At 72.9% G+C, this 19,827-nt stretch carries 15 protein-coding genes and 1 pseudogene; 5 read left to right on the top strand and 11 right to left on the bottom strand.

Translation table 11 applies throughout. From position 1 onward, the window contains the following. Nucleotides 1–24 precede the first annotated feature (24 nt). Nucleotides 25–1,128, bottom strand: coding sequence for a galactose-1-phosphate uridylyltransferase (galT, locus tag ABTY61_RS35490; RefSeq protein ID WP_350509300.1), 1,104 nt, complete (start codon nucleotides 1,126–1,128; stop codon nucleotides 25–27). A gap of 256 nt (nucleotides 1,129–1,384) precedes the next feature. Between galT and galK the strand changes: the two genes are divergently transcribed. Then, complete coding sequence (gene galK / locus ABTY61_RS35485) at nucleotides 1,385–2,527, top strand: galactokinase (protein ID WP_350509299.1); 1,143 nt, start codon at nucleotides 1,385–1,387, stop codon at nucleotides 2,525–2,527. A gap of 54 nt (nucleotides 2,528–2,581) precedes the next feature. On the opposite strand, the gene ABTY61_RS35480 is transcribed toward galK, so the two are convergent. The 4 genes from ABTY61_RS35480 to ABTY61_RS35465 form a co-directional block, all read right to left on the bottom strand. Continuing rightward, on the bottom strand, nucleotides 2,582–3,388 hold the full coding sequence (locus ABTY61_RS35480) for a DeoR/GlpR family DNA-binding transcription regulator (protein ID WP_350509298.1): 807 nt from the start codon (nucleotides 3,386–3,388) through the stop codon (nucleotides 2,582–2,584). Nucleotides 3,389–3,639: 251 nt separating this feature from the next. After that, nucleotides 3,640–4,680, bottom strand: coding sequence for an ABC transporter permease (locus ABTY61_RS35475; RefSeq protein ID WP_350509297.1), 1,041 nt, complete (start codon nucleotides 4,678–4,680; stop codon nucleotides 3,640–3,642). Continuing rightward, complete coding sequence (locus ABTY61_RS35470; protein WP_350509296.1) at nucleotides 4,677–6,296, bottom strand: sugar ABC transporter ATP-binding protein; 1,620 nt, start codon at nucleotides 6,294–6,296, stop codon at nucleotides 4,677–4,679. The genes ABTY61_RS35475 and ABTY61_RS35470 overlap by 4 nt, the downstream gene beginning before the upstream one ends. 123 nt (nucleotides 6,297–6,419) lie before the next feature. Beyond that, a complete protein-coding gene (locus ABTY61_RS35465; protein WP_350509295.1) occupies nucleotides 6,420–7,469 on the bottom strand; it encodes a substrate-binding domain-containing protein in 1,050 nt (349 codons plus the stop codon). Between the two features lie 581 nt (nucleotides 7,470–8,050). Here ABTY61_RS35465 and ABTY61_RS35460 point away from each other — a divergent pair. Next, nucleotides 8,051–10,465 carry a ricin-type beta-trefoil lectin domain protein gene (locus tag ABTY61_RS35460; RefSeq protein ID WP_350509294.1) on the top strand — a complete coding sequence of 805 codons (2,415 nt, stop codon included), beginning with the start codon at nucleotides 8,051–8,053 and terminating at the stop codon, nucleotides 10,463–10,465. 69 nt (nucleotides 10,466–10,534) lie between these two features. On the opposite strand, the gene ABTY61_RS35455 is transcribed toward ABTY61_RS35460, so the two are convergent. The 4 genes and pseudogenes from ABTY61_RS35455 to ABTY61_RS35440 form a co-directional block, all read right to left on the bottom strand. Continuing rightward, on the bottom strand, nucleotides 10,535–12,250 hold the full coding sequence (locus ABTY61_RS35455; protein ID WP_350509293.1) for a DUF7927 domain-containing protein: 1,716 nt from the start codon (nucleotides 12,248–12,250) through the stop codon (nucleotides 10,535–10,537). A 33-nt stretch (nucleotides 12,251–12,283) separates the two neighbouring features. Then, nucleotides 12,284–12,499 (bottom strand): annotated as a pseudogene (locus tag ABTY61_RS35450) (hypothetical protein); the annotation flags it as partial. 43 nt (nucleotides 12,500–12,542) lie between these two features. Continuing rightward, nucleotides 12,543–13,130 carry a fasciclin domain-containing protein gene (locus tag ABTY61_RS35445; RefSeq protein WP_350509292.1) on the bottom strand — a complete coding sequence of 196 codons (588 nt, stop codon included), beginning with the start codon at nucleotides 13,128–13,130 and terminating at the stop codon, nucleotides 12,543–12,545. Nucleotides 13,131–13,297: 167 nt separating this feature from the next. Then, complete coding sequence (locus tag ABTY61_RS35440; protein ID WP_350509291.1) at nucleotides 13,298–13,933, bottom strand: TetR-like C-terminal domain-containing protein; 636 nt, start codon at nucleotides 13,931–13,933, stop codon at nucleotides 13,298–13,300. Between the two features lie 112 nt (nucleotides 13,934–14,045). Here ABTY61_RS35440 and ABTY61_RS35435 point away from each other — a divergent pair, with 112 nt between their 5' ends. The 3 genes from ABTY61_RS35435 (at nucleotide 14,046) to ABTY61_RS35425 (ending at nucleotide 18,030) form a co-directional block, all read left to right on the top strand. Further along, complete coding sequence (locus ABTY61_RS35435) at nucleotides 14,046–15,263, top strand: alpha/beta hydrolase family protein (protein ID WP_350509290.1); 1,218 nt, start codon at nucleotides 14,046–14,048, stop codon at nucleotides 15,261–15,263. 643 nt (nucleotides 15,264–15,906) lie between these two features. Then, nucleotides 15,907–16,605 carry an SDR family oxidoreductase gene (locus ABTY61_RS35430; protein ID WP_350509289.1) on the top strand — a complete coding sequence of 233 codons (699 nt, stop codon included), beginning with the start codon at nucleotides 15,907–15,909 and terminating at the stop codon, nucleotides 16,603–16,605. Nucleotides 16,606–16,776: 171 nt separating this feature from the next. Next, nucleotides 16,777–18,030 (top strand): helix-turn-helix domain-containing protein, encoded by a 1,254-nt coding sequence (locus ABTY61_RS35425; protein ID WP_350509288.1) that lies wholly within the window; start codon nucleotides 16,777–16,779, stop codon nucleotides 18,028–18,030. A gap of 102 nt (nucleotides 18,031–18,132) precedes the next feature. Here ABTY61_RS35425 and ABTY61_RS35420 read toward each other — a convergent pair whose 3' ends face one another. Together ABTY61_RS35420 and ABTY61_RS35415 are read right to left on the bottom strand one after the other, a co-directional pair. Further along, a complete protein-coding gene (locus tag ABTY61_RS35420; protein WP_350509287.1) occupies nucleotides 18,133–18,939 on the bottom strand; it encodes a ferritin-like domain-containing protein in 807 nt (268 codons plus the stop codon). Next, nucleotides 18,936–19,742, bottom strand: a complete 807-nt coding sequence (locus ABTY61_RS35415; protein ID WP_350509286.1) for a ferritin-like domain-containing protein — start codon at nucleotides 19,740–19,742, stop codon at nucleotides 18,936–18,938. The genes ABTY61_RS35420 and ABTY61_RS35415 overlap by 4 nt, the downstream gene beginning before the upstream one ends. Between the last annotated feature and the right edge of the window lie 85 nt (nucleotides 19,743–19,827).

The following is a 19,827-nucleotide window of genomic DNA, read 5'->3' as shown; positions in this document are numbered from 1 at the left end:
GCCGTCGCCGTCCCCGGGCCCGGTTCAGGCGGGCGCGGCGGCGCGCAGCCGCTCGGCGGCGGCCTCCGGGCTGACGTCGGTGACGAAGGCGTCCAGCCCTGACTCCACGCCCGCCAGGTACTTGAGCTTGCCGGGCGCCCGCCGCACGGTGAACAGCTCAAGGTGGAGGGCGAGTTCGGCACCACCCTGGTCGGGGGCCTGGTGCCAGGCGGCGATGTACGGGGTGCGGTTGGGCGCCGCGCCGGGCCCGGCGGGGAACAGGGCGTCGAAGCGGCGCAGCAGGTCGAGGTAGAGCCCGGGGAACTCTGCGCGCTCGGCCTCGTCGAGCGCGGTCAGGTCGGGCACCCTGCGGTTCGGGTAGAGGTGGACCTCGTACGGCCAGCGGGCGGCGAACGGGACGAAGGCGGTCCAGTGCTCGCCCCGGAGCACCAGCCGCTCCGGGGAGCTCCGTTCGGCGGCGAGCAGGTCCTCGAAGAGGTTGCGGCCGGTGCGGGCCCGGTGCGCCCCGGCCCGGGCGATCATCCGGGAGGTGCGGGAGGGGACGAACGGGAAGGCGTAGATCTGCCCGTGCGGGTGGGCGAGCGTGACCCCGATCTCCTCGCCGCGGTTCTCGAAGCAGTACACCTGCCGGACGCCGGGCAGGGCGGACAGCTCCGCCGTGCGGTCGGTCCAGGCGTCCAGGACGAGGCGGGCCCGGGGTTCGTCGAGGTCGGCGAAGGAGGCGTCGTGGTCGGAGGTGAAGCAGACCACCTCGCAGCGGCCGCTGCCGGGCCGCAGGGTGTGCAGGGGCTCGTCCCGGGCCGCGACGTGGTCGGCGGAGCCGGCGGCGAGCGAGGGGAAGCGGTTCTCGAAGACCGCGACCTCGTAGTCCGGCGCCGGGATCTCGCTGAGCCGGCCGTCCCGCGAGGGGCACAGCGGGCACTCGCCGGCCGGCGGGTGGTAGGTGCGCTGCTGGCGGTGGGCGGCCACCGTCACCCACTCGCCGAGCACCGGGTCGAGCCGGGCCTCGGAGAGGCTCGCGGTCGGTTCGAGCGGCCGCTCGTCCGGGACCTCGCGGAGCGCGCCCGGCCCCTGGTCGAAGTAGACCAGTTCGCGGCCGTCGGCCAACTTGGTGGCGGTTCTGTGCACCGCTGTACTCCTTACGCGTGGGGCGTCGGCCCGGCAGTTTCGAGCTTCAACAGATTCAAACAGAGACGATCGCTTGTCAACAAGCATCTTCGCTGGTAGCGGCCGTCCCAGGCGCTTGACTCGACCCGGATGAACATGGACATCGCAGGTGTTGACCGTGGGGACGGTCATGTTTGATTATGTCGGAATTCACTTCCGCCCGTCGACGAACACCCGTCGACGGGAACCCACCCGCGCACCAGGCATGGAGCAGCAGATGATCGACGAGGCCACCGACTTCGAGGCCGTCCACGGCGGACGCCCGAACGGCGTCTGGGCCGCCCCCGGCCGGGTGAACCTGATCGGTGAGCACACCGACTACAACCACGGCTTCGTCCTGCCCATCGCCCTCCCGCACACCACCCGGGTGAGCGCCCGCCGCCGCGAGGACGGCCGGCTGCGGCTGTACAGCGCCCAGGGCGGGGGCACCATCACCGAGCTCGCGCTCGACGGCCTGGCGCCCGGCGTGGTCGCCGACTGGGCCGGCTACCCGGCCGGCGTGTTCTGGTCCCTCGCCGAGGCCGGGCACCAGATCGGCGGGGCCGACCTGTTCTTCGACAGCGACGTGCCCAGCGGGGCCGGCCTCTCCTCCTCCGCCGCCCTGGAGTGCGCCACCGCCGCCGCCCTGAACGACCTGTACGACCTCGGCCTGAGCGCGCCGGAGCTCGCCGTGCTCGCCCAGCGGGCCGAGAACGCCTTCGTCGGCGTCCCCTGCGGCGTGATGGACCAGATGGCCTCCTCCTGCTGCACGGACGGCACCGCGCTGTTCCTGGACACCCGGACACTGGAGCAGCGGCACGTCCCGTTCGACCTGGCGGCGGCGGGCCTGCGACTGCTGGTGATCGACACCCGGGTCAAGCACGACCTCGGCGACGGCGCCTACGCCGCCCTGCGGGCCGGCTGCGAGCGCGCCGCCGAGCTGCTCGGCCTGCCCGCGCTGCGCGACCTCGCGACCGCCGACCTGGGCCCGGCCCTGGACCGGCTGCCCGCCGAACTCCGGCCGCCGGTACGGCACGTGGTGACGGAGAACGGGCGCGTGCTGGAGACCGTCGAGCACCTGGTCCGCGGTGACCTCGCCGCGCTGGGGCCGATCCTGACGGCCGGACACGCCTCGCTGCGCGACGACTTCCGGGTCTCCTGCGCCGAGACGGACCTCGCGGTCGAGGCCGCCGTCGCCGCCGGGGCCCTGGGCGCCCGGATGACCGGTGGCGGCTTCGGCGGGTCCGTCATCGCCCTGGTCGAGGCCCCCCGGGTGGCCGAGGTCTCGGCCGCCGTGACGGCGGCCTTCCGCACCGCGGGCCACGCCGCACCGGTCCCGTTCACCGCCGTTCCCTCGGCGGGCGCCCGCAAGGTGGGCTGACCGCGGGCGGACCGACGGCACGGGGGCTGAGCCCCCGCGCGGTCGGATCCGGCGTCAGCCGGCGGTCGGGACGACGAGGATTTCGCCGACCGCCTCGGCCAGCACCCCGCGGGCCGCCGCAGGCAGGGCGTCGTCGGTGATGAAGCAGTCGACCTCCGACAGGGTCGCGAAGCTGCTCAGGCCGACGACGCCCCACTTGGTGTGGTCGGCGACCACGACGGTGCGCCGGGCGGAGGCGATCAGGGCCCGGTTGGTCTGCGCCTCGGCCAGGTTGGGCGTGGTGAGGCCGGCCTGCTCGCTCACCCCGTGCACGCCCAGGATCAGCAGGTCCACGTGCAGCGAACGGATGGTCTGGTCGGCCAGCGCCCCCACCAGGGCCGCCGAGCGGGTCGGCGACCCGCCGGTCAGCAGCAGGGTCGGCGCGCTCTCCCTCCCGTCGCTGCCCGCCGCCCACAGCAGGTCGGCGATCCGCAGCGAGTTGGTCACCACGGTCAGCTCCGGGACCTCCAGCAGCCGGGCGGCGACCGCGTAGGTCGTGGTACCGGCCGAGAGGGCCACCACGCTGCCCGGCTCCACCAGTTGCACCGCGGCGTCCGCGAGCGCGGCCTTGGTGCCCTCCTCCAGCGCGGACTTGGCGTCGAAGCCGGGCTCGAAGGTGCTGGCCGCCCCGGTCGCCACCGCACCGCCGTGGACCTTCTCCACCGCGCCCTGGCGTACCAGTGCGTCGAGGTCCCGGCGGATGGTCATGTCGGACACGCCGAACTGCTCGACCAGCTCGGCGACCCGGATCGCGCCGGTCCGGCGGATCGCCTCCAGGATCAGCGCCTGGCGCTGGGCGGCGAGCAACGTCTGGTCAGCCACGGAGGACCTTTCGATCGAACGAGCGGGTACGGCCGGGGGCGGCCCCGTCGGCGACCGGCGACGGCGGCCGGAGCCCGCGTGATCCATTATCCCCGCACCCCGGCGGGCCGACGTGAGGAGGTGGCGGTCGGGGGCGCACCCGTGTGGGGGCCGGGTGCGCCCCCGACCCGACCCGCGGGACCGGACCGACGGGATCGTCCGTCCGGCTCCGCAGGAACCCAGGGGCAGGGGCAGGGCGCGGGGTACGGCCGTCAGGCGGGCAGGCCGACCGCGCGCTCGCGGTTGCGCCGCTGCTGGATCACGACCGCCGCGACCAGCAGGGCGCCCTGGGCGACGTTCTGCCAGAAGGAGTTGATGCCCTGGACGGTGAGGCCGTTCTGCAGCGCGCCGAGCAGCGCGACGGCCAGCAGGGTGCCCCCGATGCTGCCCTTGCCGCCCTTGAGGGCACAGCCGCCCAGCGCGGCCGCGGTGATCGACTGGAGCTCCAGGCCCTCGCTGCCGGAGACGGGCTGGCCGCTGCCGGTGCGCGCGGTGAGCAGCACCCCCGCGAGGGCGGCCACCGTGCCGGAGAGGGCGTAGGCGGCGATCAGGTACTTGTTGAGGTTGATGCCGGCCAGCCGGGCCGCGGTGTCGTTGCCGCCGATGGCGTAGATGTTGCGGCCGATGTCGGTGTACGTCAGCAGGACGTGCACGGCGACGGCGGTGAGGATCAGCAGCCAGACCATGGTGGGCAGTCCGGCGATCCTGCCCCGGCTGAGGAAGACGAAGACCGGGTCGTTGAGCACGTAGCCCTGGGCGCGGCCGTCCGAGACGAGCTGGGCGACGCCCTTGTAGGCGGCCAGTCCGGCGAGGGTGGCGATGGTCGGGTTGACCCGGCCGTAGATGATGACGACGCCGTTGAACAGGCCGATGCCGGCGCCGATGGCGAGCGAGGCGCCGATGCCGAGGTAGGGGTTGGCTCCGCTGGAGGTGAAGACCATGGCGCTGGTGACGGAGGCCAGGCCCGCCTGGGAGCCGACCGAGATGTCGAGGCCGCCGCAGATGATCACGACGGTCTGGACGACGGCCAGCAGTCCGGAGATGGTGGCGGCCTCGGCGATGACCTGGATGTTGTCCCAGCCGACGAAGTTGGGGTTGAGGGTGCCGAAGAGGGCGACGACGGCGACCAGGGCGCCGATCAGGCTGAGGTTCTGACCGCCGATCGCGGCGAGCAGGGCGCGCGGGCCGCCGGACCGCACGGGCAGGGCTCCGGTGTCCGGCACCGGGGCGGTCGGGGGCGTGGCGGTGGTCATCGGGTCTCTCCGGTCTGGGCGGGGGTGGTGGCGGGGGCCGGGCTACGGCGGTCGGCCGCGGTACGGCGGTCGGCGGCGCCGAGGTCGTCGGCCATGGCGAGGGCGAGGACTGCTTCCTCCGTCGCCTCCTCACGGCTGAGCTCGCCGGTGGTGCGGCCGTTCTGCATCACCACGATCCGGTCGGCGAGGCCGAGCACCTCGGGCAGTTCGGAGGAGATGACCAGGACGGCGGTGCCCTCGCGGGCGAGGTCGGCGATGATCTGGTAGATCTCGGCCTTGGCGCCGATGTCGACGCCGCGGGTGGGCTCGTCGAGGATCAGCAGCTCGGGCCGGCGGGCGAGCCAGCGGGCCAGGACGACCTTCTGCTGGTTGCCGCCGGACAGGGTGCGCACCTCCGTCTCGACGGAGGGGGCGCGGACCCGCAGCCGGTCGGCGTACTCCTGGGCGAGGGCCTTCTCCTGGCGGCGCTTGACGAACCGCCACCGGCTGAGTCGGCGCAGGCTGACCAGCGAGGTGTTGTCGCGGATCGTGCGCTGCAGGAACAGCGCCTGGGCCTTGCGCTCCTCGGGCGCCAGCCCGATGCCCGCGGCGATGGCGTCGCGCGGGGTGCACAGCCGCAGCACCTCGCCGTCGAGGGCCACCGTGCCGGAGCGGATCGGGGCGTCGCCGGCCAGGGCGAGGGCGAGTTCGGAGCGTCCGGCGCCGATCAGTCCGGCCAGCGCGACCACCTCGCCGGCCCGGACCTTGAGGCTGACGTCGCGCACGTCGTCGGTGGTCAAGCCGTCGACGTCCAGCACGACGCGGTCGGTGGCCACCTGCTGGCGGACGAACAGCGAGGACAGGTCGCGGCCGACCATCAGCCGGACCAGCTCGCCCTCGTCGGTGGCCGCGGCCTCGACCACCCCGGCGACCCGGCCGTCGCGCAACACCGCGATGCGGTCGGCGAGTTGGAAGATCTCCTTCATCCGGTGGGAGACGTAGACGACCGCGATGCCCTCGTCGCGCAGCCGGCCGATCAGCGCGAACAGGGCCTCGACCTCGTGCTCGGAGAGCGAGGAGGTGGGCTCGTCGAAGGCGATCGCACGCGGTGCGACGGCTCCGGTCAGGGCCCGCATGATCTCGACCAACTGGCGCTGGGCGGCGGTGAGTTCGGATCCGAGCAGGTCGGGGTCGAGGACCTTGTCGAAGCCCAGACGGGCCAGGTCCGCAGTGATCCGGCGGCGCAGCTCGGCGCGGTCCAGGCGGCGCAGCCCGGTGCGGGGCAGCGAGCCCGCGTAGACGTTCTCGGCGACCGGCACGTGCGGGATGATCTCGGGTTCCTGCGGGATGATCCGGATCCCGGCGCGGCGGGCGTCCTGCGGGGAGTGCAGGTCGAGCGGCCGGCCGTCCAGCAGGACGCGCCCCTCGGTGGGGCGGTGGTCGCCGGTGAGGATGCGCAGCAGGGTGGACTTGCCGGCGCCGTTCTCCCCCATCAGCGCGGTGATCCGGCCGGGCGGGAAGGAGAGCGTGACGTCGGTCAGCGCCTGGACGGCGCCGAAGCGCTTGGACACCCCTTCGGCGCTCAGGCCGGCGGAGGTGCCCGGTGGCGGGAGGGGCGAGGGTTCGGGTGGGGTCATCGGGGCCTCGTTGGCAGTGCGGTACGGGCGGGGGTGCGGACGGGCGGCGGAACCGGCGGCGGCGCGGCGGCGTGAATCACTCGCCCGCCGCACCGCCTGCTCGACGTCACGCCGAACGCGGCGTCAGCTGCAGGACACGCCCGCGGACTGCCAGCTGGCGGCGTCGACCATCTTGGTCGGGGCGAAGGCCTCCTTGGGGAAGTCCTTGCCGTTCTTGAGCTTGTCGTACATGGTCTGCACCGACAGGGCGCCGACGTCCTTGCCGTTGATGAACAGGGCGGCCTTCATCCCGGAGGGCTTGCCGGCGGACCAGTCCTTGCAGGCCAGGTAGGCGCCCAGGCCGACGCCGTCGATGTCGTCCGGGCTGATCCCGGCGTTCTGCAGGGCGGTGACGGCGCCCTGGACGTTCTCGTCGTTGCAGCCCCAGGTCACCCAGTGCTTGACGCCCTGGTTGGCGGTGATGGTGGCGGCCACCTTGTCCTGCGCACCGGTCGGGGTGTTGTCGGTGGCGACGTCGATGGCCTGCACACCCGGCACGGCCTGGTCGAAGGCGTCCTTGGCGGCCTTGACCCGGTCACCGCAGACGGTGACGTCCTGCTTCCAGGCGGAGATGATCCGGGTGTCGGCGGCGTTCCAACCGGCCTTCTTGAACTCCTCGGCGGCGCGCCGGCCGACCTGCTGGCCCATCTGCTGGCCGGAGAAGCCGATCCGGGGCACCAGGTCTCCGGCGGCGCACTGCGCCGGGGAGGGGCCGCTCGCGCAGACCTGGTCGTCGGAGGTGAGCAGCGCGGCCTTGGCGTCCCGGGCCGTCTGCACCACCTGCGGCCCGACCGCCGGATCGGGCACCACGATGATCAGGCCGTTGCTCTTCTGGGCGATCGCGGCCTGCACCTCGCCGACCGTCTTGTTGGCGTCACTGCCGAGGTTCACGACCTTCAGGTCGGCGCCCAGCTCGGCGGCCTTGGCCTTGGCGCCGGCCGCCTCGTCCACGAAGTACTGCTGGTCGCCCTGCTTCTGCAGGTACGTGATCGAGACCTTGCCGGACACCGGGGCCACCGACGCGTCGGCCCCGGAGGAGGAGGTCTGTCCGGTGGAACAGGCCGTCAGACCGAGAGTGGTGACCAGGCTCAGCGCGGCGAGCGGGGCCAGGCGGCCACGGAGGGTGAGATGCATGGTGGAGGCTCCTGAGGGTGTGGGCCGATCGACCATAAGCAACACAGTCGATCAGAAAACATCGCAATCAAACGCGATGAGGCATCAGGAAACGCCCAGTTCACATCCGAGTCAAGCTCGCGTTTACCTCCGAGGCAGGATCGACACCGTCTCGTTATGCCACCCGCCCCGCGCGGATGCGAAGAGCGCCGACCAGCCGGGCGGCCCCTCGCCCGCGCGCGAAACGGGCCAGCAGCCCGACAATCACACTGGTCAGAGACTTCGAAGTGACCTAGTGCCTGCCTACCGGCCGGTAGGCAGGCATCCGGAACAGCTTCCGCCAATGACGGGACGGCGTCAAGGGGTTGACGGCGCAGCAACCGCTCCCCCGGCGCGCGGTCGATCGTGTGCGCCGGTCGCGACGCGCGATCGGTGGCGTTGAATCTTCAGCCATGCTGTTGATTAGTGTTGGAAGTCGGGTCTACGCTCCACTCCGACCTTCCGCCATGCACCCGACACGGCACCTGACACAGCACCCGACACGGCACTCGGTGCCCCGGTCGGCCGGCCCCGTCCCCCCACCCCCACCCCGGAGGACGTCCATGCGCAGCAGACACCTGCCCTCGAAACTCCGCACCGCCCTCGGCGCCGCAGCCCTGCTGCTCGGCGCGCTCAGTGGCCTGACCACCCCGTCCACCGCCGGCGCCGCCACCGCCGCCGTCCACAGCGCCGTCACCGTCGACGGCACCAAGCCCGGCCTCACCTTCGACGGGGTCGGCGCGATCTCCGGCGGCGGCGGCAACTCCCGTCTGCTGGTCGACTATCCGGAGCCCCAGCGGAGCCAGTTACTGGACTACCTGTTCAAGCCCGGCTACGGCGCCTCCCTCCAGGTGCTGAAACTGGAGATCGGCGGCGACACCAACTCCACCGACGGCGCCGAGCCCAGCATCGAGCACACCAAGGGCACCGTCGACTGCGACCAGGGCTACGAGTGGTGGCTCGCCGAACAGGCGATGGCCCGCAACCCGAAGATCACGTTCTACGGCCTGACCTGGGGCACCCCCGGCTGGATCGGCAACACCGGCAGCGGCGGCTCCTTCTGGTCCCAGGACACCGTCGACTACCTGATGGACTGGATGGGCTGCGCGGCCCAGCACCACCTCGACGTCTCCTACCTCGGCGGCTGGAACGAACGCGGCTTCAACGCCGGCTGGTACAAGAGCCTCAAGAGCGCGCTGGTCTCCCACGGTTACGGCGCCACCAAGGTCGTCGCCGCCGACGACACCTGGGCCGTGGCCGACGCCATGGCCACCGACCCGGCGTTCAAGAACGCCGTCGACGTCGTCGGCGTGCACTACCCGTGCGGGTACATGAGCAACTTCAGCAGCTGCCCCAGCACCCCCGCCGCCCAGGCGCTCGGCAAGCCGCTCTGGGCCAGCGAGAACGGCTCCGAGGACGCCGACGGCGGGGCGGGCGCGGTCGCGCGCGGGATCAACCGCGACTACCTCGACGGCCGGATGACCTCCTTCATCAACTGGCCCGTCATCGCCGCGCTCTACCCCAACCTGTACTTCTCCACCGACGGCATGTCGATCGCGAACCAGCCCTGGTCCGGCCACTACACGATCGGCAAGACCACTTGGGTCACCGCGCACACCGCCCAGTTCACCCAGCCCGGCTGGCACTACATCGACTCCGCGAGCGGCTACCTCGGCGGCGCCCGCACCAACGGCAGCTACGTCACGCTCAAGTCGCCGAACAACCACGACTACAGCACCGTCATCGAGACCATGGACGCCACTGCGGCCCAGACCGCGAGCTTCACCGTCACCGGCGGCCTCTCCACCGGGCAGGTCCACGTCTGGTCCACCGATCTGAACTCCGGCGACTCCGCCGACTGGTTCGTCCACTCCCAGGACGTCACCCCGCAGGGCGGCGCGTACACCCTCACCCTCCAGCCCGGCCACGTCTACACCGTGACCACCACCACCGGTCAGGGCAAGGGCACCGCCACCCCGCCGCCCGCCGCGCCGATGGGCCTGCCCTACGCGGACGACTTCGAGACGGCCGCCACCACCACCTCGCCGAAGTACTTCACCGACATGAACGGCGCCTTCCGGACCGTCCCGTGCGGCGGCGGCCGAAACGGCAGCTGCCTGCGCCAGATGGCCCCGACCGAGCCGATCCGGTGGACCGATGAACCCTACGACGCGCCGTACACGATCATGGGCGACGGCAGCTGGTCCAACTACACCGTCAGCGCCGACACCCTCTTCGAACAGTCGGGCAGCGTCGAACTCCTGGGCCGGGTCAACCAGCAGGGTCGCAACAACAACGGCCTGAACGCCTACCACCTGCGCTTCAGCGACACCGGCGCCTGGTCCATCGACAAGAGCGACACCAGCTGGAACTTCACCACCCTGGCGAGCGGCACCGTCACGGCGCCGGGAACCGGCGGCTGGCACACCGTCACCCTGTCGATGCAGGACACCACCCTCACCGCCGGCATCGACGGCGTCACCGTGGGCAGCGCGACCGACGCCTCCTTCACCAACGGGCAGGCCGGCCTCGGCGTGACCGGCTACCGGACCGACCAGTTCGACGACTTCGCCCTCACCCCGGGCACCCCGACCACCCACACCGGCCCGATCACCTCCGCCCTGACCGGCAAGTGCGTCGACGACAACGGCGACTCCACCGCCAACGGCACCGCCGTCCAACTCTGGGACTGCAACGGCGGCGCCGCCCAGGTGTGGACCTGGTCCAACGGCACCCTCACCCACGACGGCAAGTGCCTCGACGTCACCGGCGGCGCCACCACCAACGGCACCCCGGTGGAACTCTGGGACTGCAACGCCGGCCCCAACCAGCAGTGGACACCCCAACCCGACGGCACCCTCAGGAGCACCCAGTCCGGCCGCTGCCTCGACGACCCGGGCCTCGCCACCACCAACGGCACCCGCCTGGAGATCTGGGACTGCAACGCGGGCGCCAACCAGCGCTGGACCCTCCCCTGACGCCACCGCCGTCAACACCCCGCACCGTCGGGCGGCCAGCCGAACCGGCCGCCCGACGGTGCCCGCGGGTCAGCGGCGGGAGCGCCGGGAGCGGCGGGCCGCGATCAGGCTGCTGCCGAGCACCAGGAACACCAGCGTGACCAGCAGCGCCGGCACCGGGTTCCCACTCCCGGTGGGCGGCAGCGGGGGCTTGGTCGTCGGGCTCGGACTCGGGCTCGGACTCGGCGTGTTGCGGACGGTGGTGCTGGTCGAACAGTTGCCGTTGGCGTTGGCGTTGCCGTCCGAGCAGTTCGAACCGTCGGCCGTCAGCCGGTTGACCAGCGTCCGCCCGCCCGCGTCCGGCTTCACCGTGACGGTGTACGTGAGCGTCTCCGTCGCACCGGGCCGGATGTCCAGCGTCCAGGTCAGCCGCGGCGCGGCGTAGGCCGTCCCCCCGCTGCCGGCACGGGCGTCACCACCATAGGCCGCCCCGTCCAACACCCCGGAGAGGTCGTCGGTGACGACGGCGCCGAGGTACGTGCCACTGGCCCGGTTGGTGGCCGTCACGGTGTACGTGACGGTGTCACCGACCTTCGGGTTCTCCGGGCTCGCCTGCTTGGTGAGCAGCAGGTCGTGCAGCACGGTGATCGGCTCGGTCGGCGTCGCCACCGCGGTGTGCGCCGTTACCGACGGATCCGGACCACCCGTCACCACCGCCGTGTTGACCGGGACGGCCGTGGCGTTCGGGTCCAGCGTGCCGCTCAGCGTCCAGGCCACCGTGGCGCCGACCGGGATCTCGACGGCCGGACAGGTCGCCGTCCCGTCCGCGACCGGGCACGACGTCCCGTCCGCGTCGGCCGTCATCGACGCGTCGTTCACCCCGGCGGGCACCCGGTCGGTGACGACCACATTGCGTGCCCGCGACGGCCCGTCGTTGGTCACCGTCACCCGCCACCGGATCTGCTGCCCGGCGACCACCGGGGAGGTCAGCAGCACCTTGGCGACACTCAGCCGGGCCTGCGCCGACGGCGACGAACTCGGCGAGGCGACCGCCGTGTGGGTCGGCGTACCCGGATCCGGCCCACCCGTCACGACGACCGTATTGACCGGAGTGACCGTCGCACCGGCATCGAGCGTGCCGGCCAGCGTCCAGGTCCGGGTCTCGCCGACCGGGATCTCCACCGCCGGGCACGTCGCCGTCCCGCTCGCGATCGGGCAGGCCGTACCGTCATCCGCCGTCATCGACGGGTCCGCCACCCCGGCCGGGACCCGGTCGGCCACGACCACGTCCCGGGCAACGGACGGCCCCCGGTTGGTGACGGCCACCTGCCACTCGACCCGCTGCCCAGGGACCACCGGGTCGGTCAGCAGCACCTTGGACACCGACAGGCGCGCCTCCGCCACCGGCCCGGTCGAGGGACTGGCCACCGCCGTGTGAGAACTGGTGCTCGCATCCGGGCCACCCGTGACGAGCGCGGTGTTGGTCGGGGTCGCCGTGGCACCGGCGTCGAGCGTGCCGCTCAGCGTCCAGGTCAGCAGGCCGCCGACCGGGATCTCGACGGCCGGACAGGTCGCGGTCCCATTGGCGATCGGGCACACGGCGCCGTCCTGCGCCGCCATCGACGCATCCAGTACCCCAGCGGGCACCCGGTCGGTGACGACCACATTGCGGGCCCGGGAGGGACCGTCATTGGCCACCGAGACCTGCCACTGGATCCGCTGCCCGGGGACGACCGGGTTGGTCAGCAGCACCTTCGACACAGTCAGGTGCGCCTGCGGCACGGGGGTGCCGCTCGGCGAAGCCACCGCCGTATGCGTCGGCGTGCCCGGATCCGGACCACCAGTGACCGTCACCGAGTTCATCGGCGTCACCGTGGCATTCGCATCCAGCCTGCCAGTGAGCGTCCAGCTCATCGAATCACCAACCGCGATCTCCACCGCCGGACACGTCGCTGTCCCGTTCGCGATCGGGCAGACGGTCCCGTCCGCCGCCGTCATCGACACATTCGACACACCAGCCGGCACCCGGTGCGTCACCACCACATTCCGCGCCCGCGAAGGGCCGGTCCAGAGGACCGGCCCGCCTCACCGGCGCCCGTCAGCCGAAGGCCGGCACCGTGTCCAGGATCGCCAGCCGCGCATTGGCCGTCCTGATGCTGCCGCAGAGCACCTGCGCGCCGCCGATGCGGTAGTCCTCCCCGCTGCCGGCCGCCTTGATGACGGCGCCCTGCAGCGAGTTGTACTGCTTGTCCTGGAGGTCGTCCTTGCGCAGGTCGCGGACGACGATGAGCTTGCGGACGAGGTCGCCGGCGCCCTGCTGGGTGGCGAGGGTCTTCTTCTGGTCGTCCGTCAGCTTGGCGAAGGCGGCGTCGTTCGGGGCGAAGACCGTGACGTTCTCCATCGAGTCGAAGATGTCCTTGGCCTTGGCGGTCTTGACCAGCGCGGACAGCTGGCCGAGGTCCTTGGTCTGGTCGATCGCGGTCAGAACGGGCAGGCCGCGCATCGCGTCGAGGCTACCGGGGCCCTCGCCGGGCAGCGCCGCGCAGGCCTGGCCGAAGGCCTTCTCCGGCGGCGGGGGCGCGACGGTGACCGGGCCGGGCGCGTCGACCCCGCCGCAGCCGGCGAGCGGGGCGAGGACGAGCGCCAGCGCCACGAGCATGGCGGGGCGGTGGGTGCGACGGCTCATTGCTGAGGTCCTCCTAGGGGAACCGGTCGAATCGTGCCGGATGCGCCGATACGCCCCAGATAGTCGCACCACGCCAGGCTGCCTGACGGGAGGTCAGGCCCGCCCCGCCCCGCCCGTCACCCGTCCGCCACCCGCCGCGGGGCACGCAGCGCGCCGCACGCCGGGCCTCAGGCGCGGAAGGCCGCGATCAGCTTGTCGGTGAGGCGGTCGAGGTGGTCGGGGGCGGTCGGGGTGTGGACGACCGCGAGGCGCCAGTAGAGCGGACCGACGAGGAGGTCGAGGGCGATCCCGCGGTCCAGGTCGGCGGGGAGCTCGCCGCGGTCGACCGCCCGCTCCAGGAGCTCCGCGGCCTTGGCCCGCCGGGTGTCGCGGACGGTGCTGAACAGCGCCGCGGCCAGTTCGGGGTTGCGGCCGCCCTCGGCGATCAGGTCGGGGATGATCCTCGCCGGGAGCGGCCGGCACAGCGCGTCGGCGACCTCCGAGAGGAAGGCGAGGACGTCGCCGCGCAGGGTTCCGGTGTCGGCGGTCCCCGAGGCGTCGACGGCGACGGCGGAGACCAGGTCGACGGTCATCTCCAGCTTGGACGTCCAGCGGCGGTAGATGGCCGCCTTGCCCGCGCCGGCGCGCTTGGCCACCGCCTCCAGGGACAGCCGCGCATAGCCGGCGGCCGCCAGTTCCTCGAAGAACGCGGCGGCGATGGCCGCGGTCACCGAGTCCTGGAGCACGGGCCCGCCGGGGAGCCTGCGCCCCGGGGGGCGGTCGGGTGCGGGGGGCGACGGCTGGGGGGCGGGAGTGCTGGGCATGGCCCGAACCTACACGAGTCGGAACGGTTGCGTCTCGACTGGGCGAGGTCTATCGTCGGTGGCGAAGGCGAGACGGAACCGTTCCGTCTCGACAATGGGTCTGGGGTGCACCATGCGATTCCTGTACGAGGACGAGTCCTTCTCCTTCGAGGCGCTGCGCGCGGCCGGCTTCGCCAACGAAGGCGGCGCCGACCTGGGCGAGGTCCTGACCATCCTGCGCAACGTCGGCGAGGGCGACGAGGAGGCCTGGCTGCGCGAGTGGAAGAAGACCGCGCAGCGCGTCCACGCCATCGGCACCGGCGCGCTCGCCGCCGGCCACCGGGTCAGCGCCCGCGAGGCCCTGCTGCGTGCCTCGAACTACTACCGCACCGCCGAGTTCTACCGCCGCGACGACCCCGCCCACGACCCCGAGGTCAAGGCGCTCTCCGCCCTCTCCCGGGAGACCTTCGCGACCGCTGCGGGCCTGCTGGACAACCCCGTCGAGGCCGTCCGCATCCCCTACGGGGACACCACCCTGCCCGGGTACCTCTTCCTCGTCGACGACTCCGGCCTCCCCCGCCCGACCGTCATCTTCACCAGCGGCTTCGACTCCACCCTGGAGGAGGCCTACTTCGTCATCGGCGCGGCCGCCCTGCGCCGCGGCTACAACGTGCTGGCGTACGACGGGCCCGGCCAGGGCGCCGCCCTGCGCGAGCAGGGACTCGTCTTCCGCTCCGACTGGGAGGCCGTGGTCACCCCGGTGGTCGACTACGCGCTCACCCGGCCCGAGATCGACCCCGACCGGCTCGCCCTGTTCGGCTACAGCCTCGGCGGCTACCTCACCGCCCGCGCCGCCGCCCATGAGCACCGACTGGCCGCCCTGGTCCTGGACGACGGCCTGTACGACTACCACGACGCCCACCTCCGCATGATGCCGCCGTTCCTGCGCGACTGGATCGAGTCCGGGCGCGACGACCTCGCCGACCCGGTGCTGAACCTGCTGATGCAGGTGAGCACCCAGCTCCGCTGGGCCCTGCGCAACGGCGTGTGGACGTTCGGCGCCGCCTCCCCCACCGACTACATCCGCAGGACCGCCGACTACTCCCTCGACGGCGTCGCCCAGCTCATCGCCTGCCCCACCCTCGTCCTGGCCGCCGAGGACGACCAGTTCTTCCGCGGCGAGCCCCAGCGCGTCGCCGCCGCCCTCACCTGCCCGCACACCCTGATCACCCTCCCCGAGTCCGAAGGCGCGGGCGAGCACTGCCACATGGGCGCGATGGCCCGGTTCCAGCAGGTCACCTTCGACTGGCTCGACACCACCCTCGCCCCCTCGCCCGGGCCCGCGGCCTGACGGGGCGGCACCCCGTCCGGCAGCCCGGCGACCGAGTCGCTCGACCTCAAGTCGACGTCAAGGTCGAGACTGATCGGCATGCCGAACAACACCGCGGGCTCCGGTCGGTCCACCGCCGCCCTCCCCCTGTCCGACGCCGAACCCGGCGAGATCGCCGGCCGGTCGGCCGCCGGGGCGACGGTGGTCGGCCTCGGGGAGTCCACCCGCTTCTCCCGGGAGGCCTTCGGGGTCCGGCACCAGCTGTTGCGCCGTCTGGTCCGGGCCCGGCTTCCGCGCACTGCCCGTCCAGGACAGCGCGGGAGCCGGTGGGGCCCTCGACGCGTACGTGAACGGCGGCGCGGGCTCGGCCGGGTCCGCCCTGGCCGGTGCCTGGCGGCCGTGAACCGCTCCGCAAGGAACCGGCGCGACGTGAGTGCGCGGCCCGACACGGGTGCCGGAAGCGCGGTTTCGGGCGCTTCGCACGGCATCGTCGCCGGTCGGCGACGGCCGACCGGCTCGGCGGGAAGATCGATGGATATAGTGCTGGCGTTTCAGGGATCCGGCGACCCGGAGTCGGCCGACCACACGCGCCACCTCGCGCGTTCATCGGCAGCCGGGCCCCGGCGCAGCCCTGACGACCCGTAGCGCCGAGGAGGCCGTCCCGATGGAACCCGTCACGCTGATCACCGGTGGCTCGACCGGAATCGGCGCCGCCACCGCCCGCGCCCTGCTCAAGCAGGGCCACCGCGTGGCCGTCACCGGACGTGACGCGGTCAAGCTGGCCGCCTTCGCCGCTTCGGCCGGAGCGGGCGAGCGGCTGCTGACGATCACCGGCGACACCAGCGACGCGGACGACGTCGCCTCCGCCGTGCGCAGCGTGGTGGACGCGTGGGGCCGGCTGGACAACGTCATCGCCAACGCCGGTTTCTCACTGCCCGGCAACCTGGAGAGCCACACCCCCGAGGACATGCGTGCCATGGTCCTCACCAACGTCCTGGGCCCGGCCCTGCTGGTGCGGGAGACCCTGCCGCGGCTCAGGGAGTCCAAGGGCCGGATCGTGATCATCGGTTCGGTCGCCGGGCTGCGCAACACGCCCGGCAACCTGTACTCGGTCACCAAGTGGGCCGCGCACGCGCTGGCCGAGAACACCCGGTTGCTGGTCGGCAAGGACGGAGTCGGCGTGACCGTCGTCGCCCCCGGGGTGGTGGACACCCCGTTCTGGAGCGAGCGCGGCGGCACCCCCGAGGAGTCGCCGACGATGACCGCCGAGCAGATCGCGGACACCATCGTCTTCGCCGTCAACCAGCCCGCGGGCGTGGACATCAACCACATCACCCTGCGGCCGACCGGGCAGCTCGGCTGACGCCCGGAGTTCCATGACCGTCGGATGACCGTGGCTCGCGCAACCGTCCGTCCCGGCTGCCACGTCCATCAGCACGATGGGTAAGGTGGCACGTCGGCACGGGCCCTGAACAGCGGTGACGCGCAAGGGCCGAGTCGGCGGGGGTGGGACGCGGGGAACGGGAGACGTCGGGTGTCGGAGGATACGGGGACCGCCGGCGCGGAGGAGTTCGCGCGACTGCTGACCGAGCTCAAGACACGCTCGGGCCTGAGCTACGGAACGCTGGCCAAGCGGCTGCACACCAGCACCTCCACGCTGCACCGGTACTGCAACGGCACGGCGCTGCCGCACGAGTTCGCGTCGGCGGAGCGCTTCGCGCGGTTGTGCCGGGCGACTCCCGATGAGCTCATGGCACTCCACCGGAGCTGGATCCTGGCCGACGCGGCCCGGGGGCGCCGGATCGAGCGGGCTCCGGAGAGCGCCCCGGCGGACCGCCCCGCGGCGGAGGCCGAACCGGTGGGCGAGGTGGTGCCGGCGGAACCCGCGCCGCCGCGCCGGCGCCGCAGCGCGCTGCTCGTATCCGCCACGGCCGCCGCCCTGTTGGCCGCCGCCCTGGCCGTCGCGCGCCCCGCGATCTGGGGCGGCGGGGACAAGGCGCGGGGCGACCAGCAGGCCGTCGGCGCGACGGCCACCGCATCGACGACCACGGACAGCACGGGCACACCGGACGACCCGGTCACGACGGCCACGCCGGAACCGCCGCCCAGCACCCCCGCTGCCGCCGTCGCCGGGGCCACACCCCCGGGCCCCACCCCGACTCCGACCCCCGCCCCGGCCGACACCGGCCCCGCCCCGCTCACCGTCGGCACCCGCCCGTACGTCTACGCCGACCCGTGCAGCCAGCACTTCCTGGTCAACAGCGCGCCCGCCCAGGTCGGCCCGCCCGCCCCCGAGCGCGACGCGCCGCGCTGGGCCGCCGCCTACGGCGCGGTCTCCTCGGGCGAGCAGCAGGTCGCCCTCACCGTCCAGGGCACCGGCACGGACACCGTCGTCCTCCTGGCGCTGCACGTCCGGGTCACCGCCAAGGGCGCGCCGCTGGCCTGGAACGACTACTCGATGGGCGTCGGCTGCGGCGGCCAGGTGGACGCCCAGTCCTTCGACGTCGACCTCGACCGGGGCAGCCCGGTGATCACGACCAAGGGCGGCCGGCGCGACTTCCCTTACAAGGTCAGCAAGTCCGACCCGGAGGTCTTCTACGTCACCGCGCACACCAAGGCGCACGACGTCCGCTGGGACCTCACCCTGGACTGGTCCAGCGGCGCCCGCCACGGCACCGTCCACATCGACAACGGCGGCACGCCCTTCCGAACCAGCGCCGACGTCCACCGCCCCGGCTACGACTACCCGCTGGGCGGCGGCGAATGGGTCAAGCGCGAGGGCGGCTGAGCGCCACCGGGCCGACCGGCAGGGGGCGCGCGCCCGGCCCGGCCGGCGGGGTGTCGGGTACCGGTGGGCCGGGCGCGCGCCCGGTCTCGAGGGGGTGTCGGGTCAGACGGTGAGCAGGGTGGGGCTGGCGGCCTTGTCCGTGGGCAGGAAGTCGTCCGGGACGGGGTACTGGCCGAGCACGTAGTTCAGGATGGCGGCGTGCATGGCCTCGACCGGCGCGATGCTCGCCGCGGTGGCGATGCCGGCGGGGCTGGTGACGTTGTAGGTCGCGAAGAGGTACGTCTGGGCGGCCTGGTCCTCCAGTTCCAGGGCGAGCTTGGCGACGTCCCCGACCGAGGCGGCCTTGCCGAGCGCGGCCAGGGTGTCGGGCTGGTTGGACAGCGGCACGTCGGTGATCGCGGGCAGACCGGCCCCGGTGAGGACGGCGTTCCAGGCCTTGGCGTGGTCGCTGTGCTGGGCCATCGCGGTGGTGACGAACGTCGCCACCGCCGGGGGCACGGTGCCGAGCTTGCCGGCCTTCGCGGCGTCCAGGGCGGCCTGGTAGGCGCCCACGGCCTGGTTCTCCAGGGCGGTGGCCAGCGCGACGACCCTGAGGTCCCCGGTGTACTTCCCGGAGGCCGACGCCGAGCCGGGCATCGTGCCGGCCGGGCTGCTCGGTGCCGGGTCCTTGACGTTCTTGCTGCTGGAGCACGCGGCCAGGACGAGGGCGGCGGCGACCCCGCCCGCCCCGAGCAGGAACCGGCGCCGGCCCGCGTCGGCCTGGCCGGTGGCGCGCAGCTCCTCGGTCAGGTCGACCGCCGCGGCCCGCATGACCGGCAGGGTCGCTCGGTGGGCCTCTTCCATGTCCCGTGTCAGGCGGGCGAGTTCGGCCTCGCCGATGGCGGGCTCCCAGGTGCGGTCGGTGCTCACTTCACGGCCCCTTCGGTGATCGGGGAGGCGTTGTCGGTCTTGTAGAAGGCGTCGGGGAAGCCCACGCTGCCCGCGGCCGCGGGCAGCTTCGCCGGGTCGACCGGGATGGTGATCAGATCGGCGGCATTGCCCGCCAGCAGCGCCTGCACGGCCAGCAGGACGGCGCGGTGCTGGGCCTCGACGGGGGCGACGGAGGCGAACAGCTGGCGCAGCTCGGCATTACTGACCTGGCCGACGTTCTTGGTGTAGGTCTGGGCGGCGACGTCCTCCAGGGAGATGGCGAGCTTCACCACGTCCGCCGGAGTCTTGATGGTGGGCAGCGCCTGGTCGACGACGGCCTTGTACTTCGGGTCCGGGTCGTTCTGCGCCTGCCCGCCGGCCGCGGTCGCGGCGGCGTTGAAGGCCTTGGCGTGGGCCTGGTGCTGCTCGGTGGTCTTGGCGATGAACGCGGCCACCGTCTTGTTGCCGTCCTTGATGAACGGCAGCCCGGCCGCCGTCTGATAGACGCCGACCGCGAGGTTCTCGAGGGACGCGGCGGTCTGCAGCGCCCTGATGTCGTCCGCCGAGGCCGACGCGGAGGCCGACGGCGAAGCCGCCGCCGCCCGTACGGCACTCAGCACCCCCGCCCCGCCGGCCAGGACCCCGAGGGTCGCTCCGCGCTGCCACCACCGGCGCCCGGGCTCGCCGCCCTCCCGGAAGTCGCTCAGCGCCCCGCGGGTGATCCGCAGCGCGTCGCTGTTCAAATCCTCTGACTGCTCGGTGAGTTCTTCCAGCAGCCGGGTGTCGATGTGCTCGCTGGCCATCATGTCCCGTCTCGGCCCTGCGGCCCGGCCGGATGCCGGACCGCTCTGCCCTGACGTTCGGCACGCTTACGCACCCGGCTTGGTC

It is taken from the genome of Kitasatospora sp. NPDC096128, assembly GCF_040303105.1.
Classification (GTDB): Bacteria; Actinomycetota; Actinomycetes; order Streptomycetales; family Streptomycetaceae; genus Kitasatospora.
Note: the sequence above shows the minus strand (reverse complement) of the source record. Positions and strands in the feature narration are given on the sequence as shown.

Excerpts from the sequence above, each read along its gene's own strand:
- ABTY61_RS35445 (WP_350509292.1), bottom strand. The coding sequence starts at position 13,130 with ATGAGCCGTCGCACCCACCGCCCCGCCATGCTCGTGGCGCTGGCGCTC.
- ABTY61_RS35430 (WP_350509289.1), top strand. The coding sequence starts at position 15,907 with ATGGAACCCGTCACGCTGATCACCGGTGGCTCGACCGGAATCGGCGCC.
- ABTY61_RS35475 (WP_350509297.1), bottom strand. The coding sequence starts at position 4,680 with ATGACCACCGCCACGCCCCCGACCGCCCCGGTGCCGGACACCGGAGCC.
- ABTY61_RS35415 (WP_350509286.1), bottom strand. The coding sequence starts at position 19,742 with ATGGCCAGCGAGCACATCGACACCCGGCTGCTGGAAGAACTCACCGAG.
- ABTY61_RS35460 (WP_350509294.1), top strand. The coding sequence starts at position 8,051 with ATGCGCAGCAGACACCTGCCCTCGAAACTCCGCACCGCCCTCGGCGCC.
- ABTY61_RS35465 (WP_350509295.1), bottom strand. The coding sequence starts at position 7,469 with ATGCATCTCACCCTCCGTGGCCGCCTGGCCCCGCTCGCCGCGCTGAGC.
- ABTY61_RS35440 (WP_350509291.1), bottom strand. The coding sequence starts at position 13,933 with ATGCCCAGCACTCCCGCCCCCCAGCCGTCGCCCCCCGCACCCGACCGC.
- galK (WP_350509299.1), top strand. The coding sequence starts at position 1,385 with ATGATCGACGAGGCCACCGACTTCGAGGCCGTCCACGGCGGACGCCCG.
- ABTY61_RS35470 (WP_350509296.1), bottom strand. The coding sequence starts at position 6,296 with ATGACCCCACCCGAACCCTCGCCCCTCCCGCCACCGGGCACCTCCGCC.
- ABTY61_RS35435 (WP_350509290.1), top strand. The coding sequence starts at position 14,046 with ATGCGATTCCTGTACGAGGACGAGTCCTTCTCCTTCGAGGCGCTGCGC.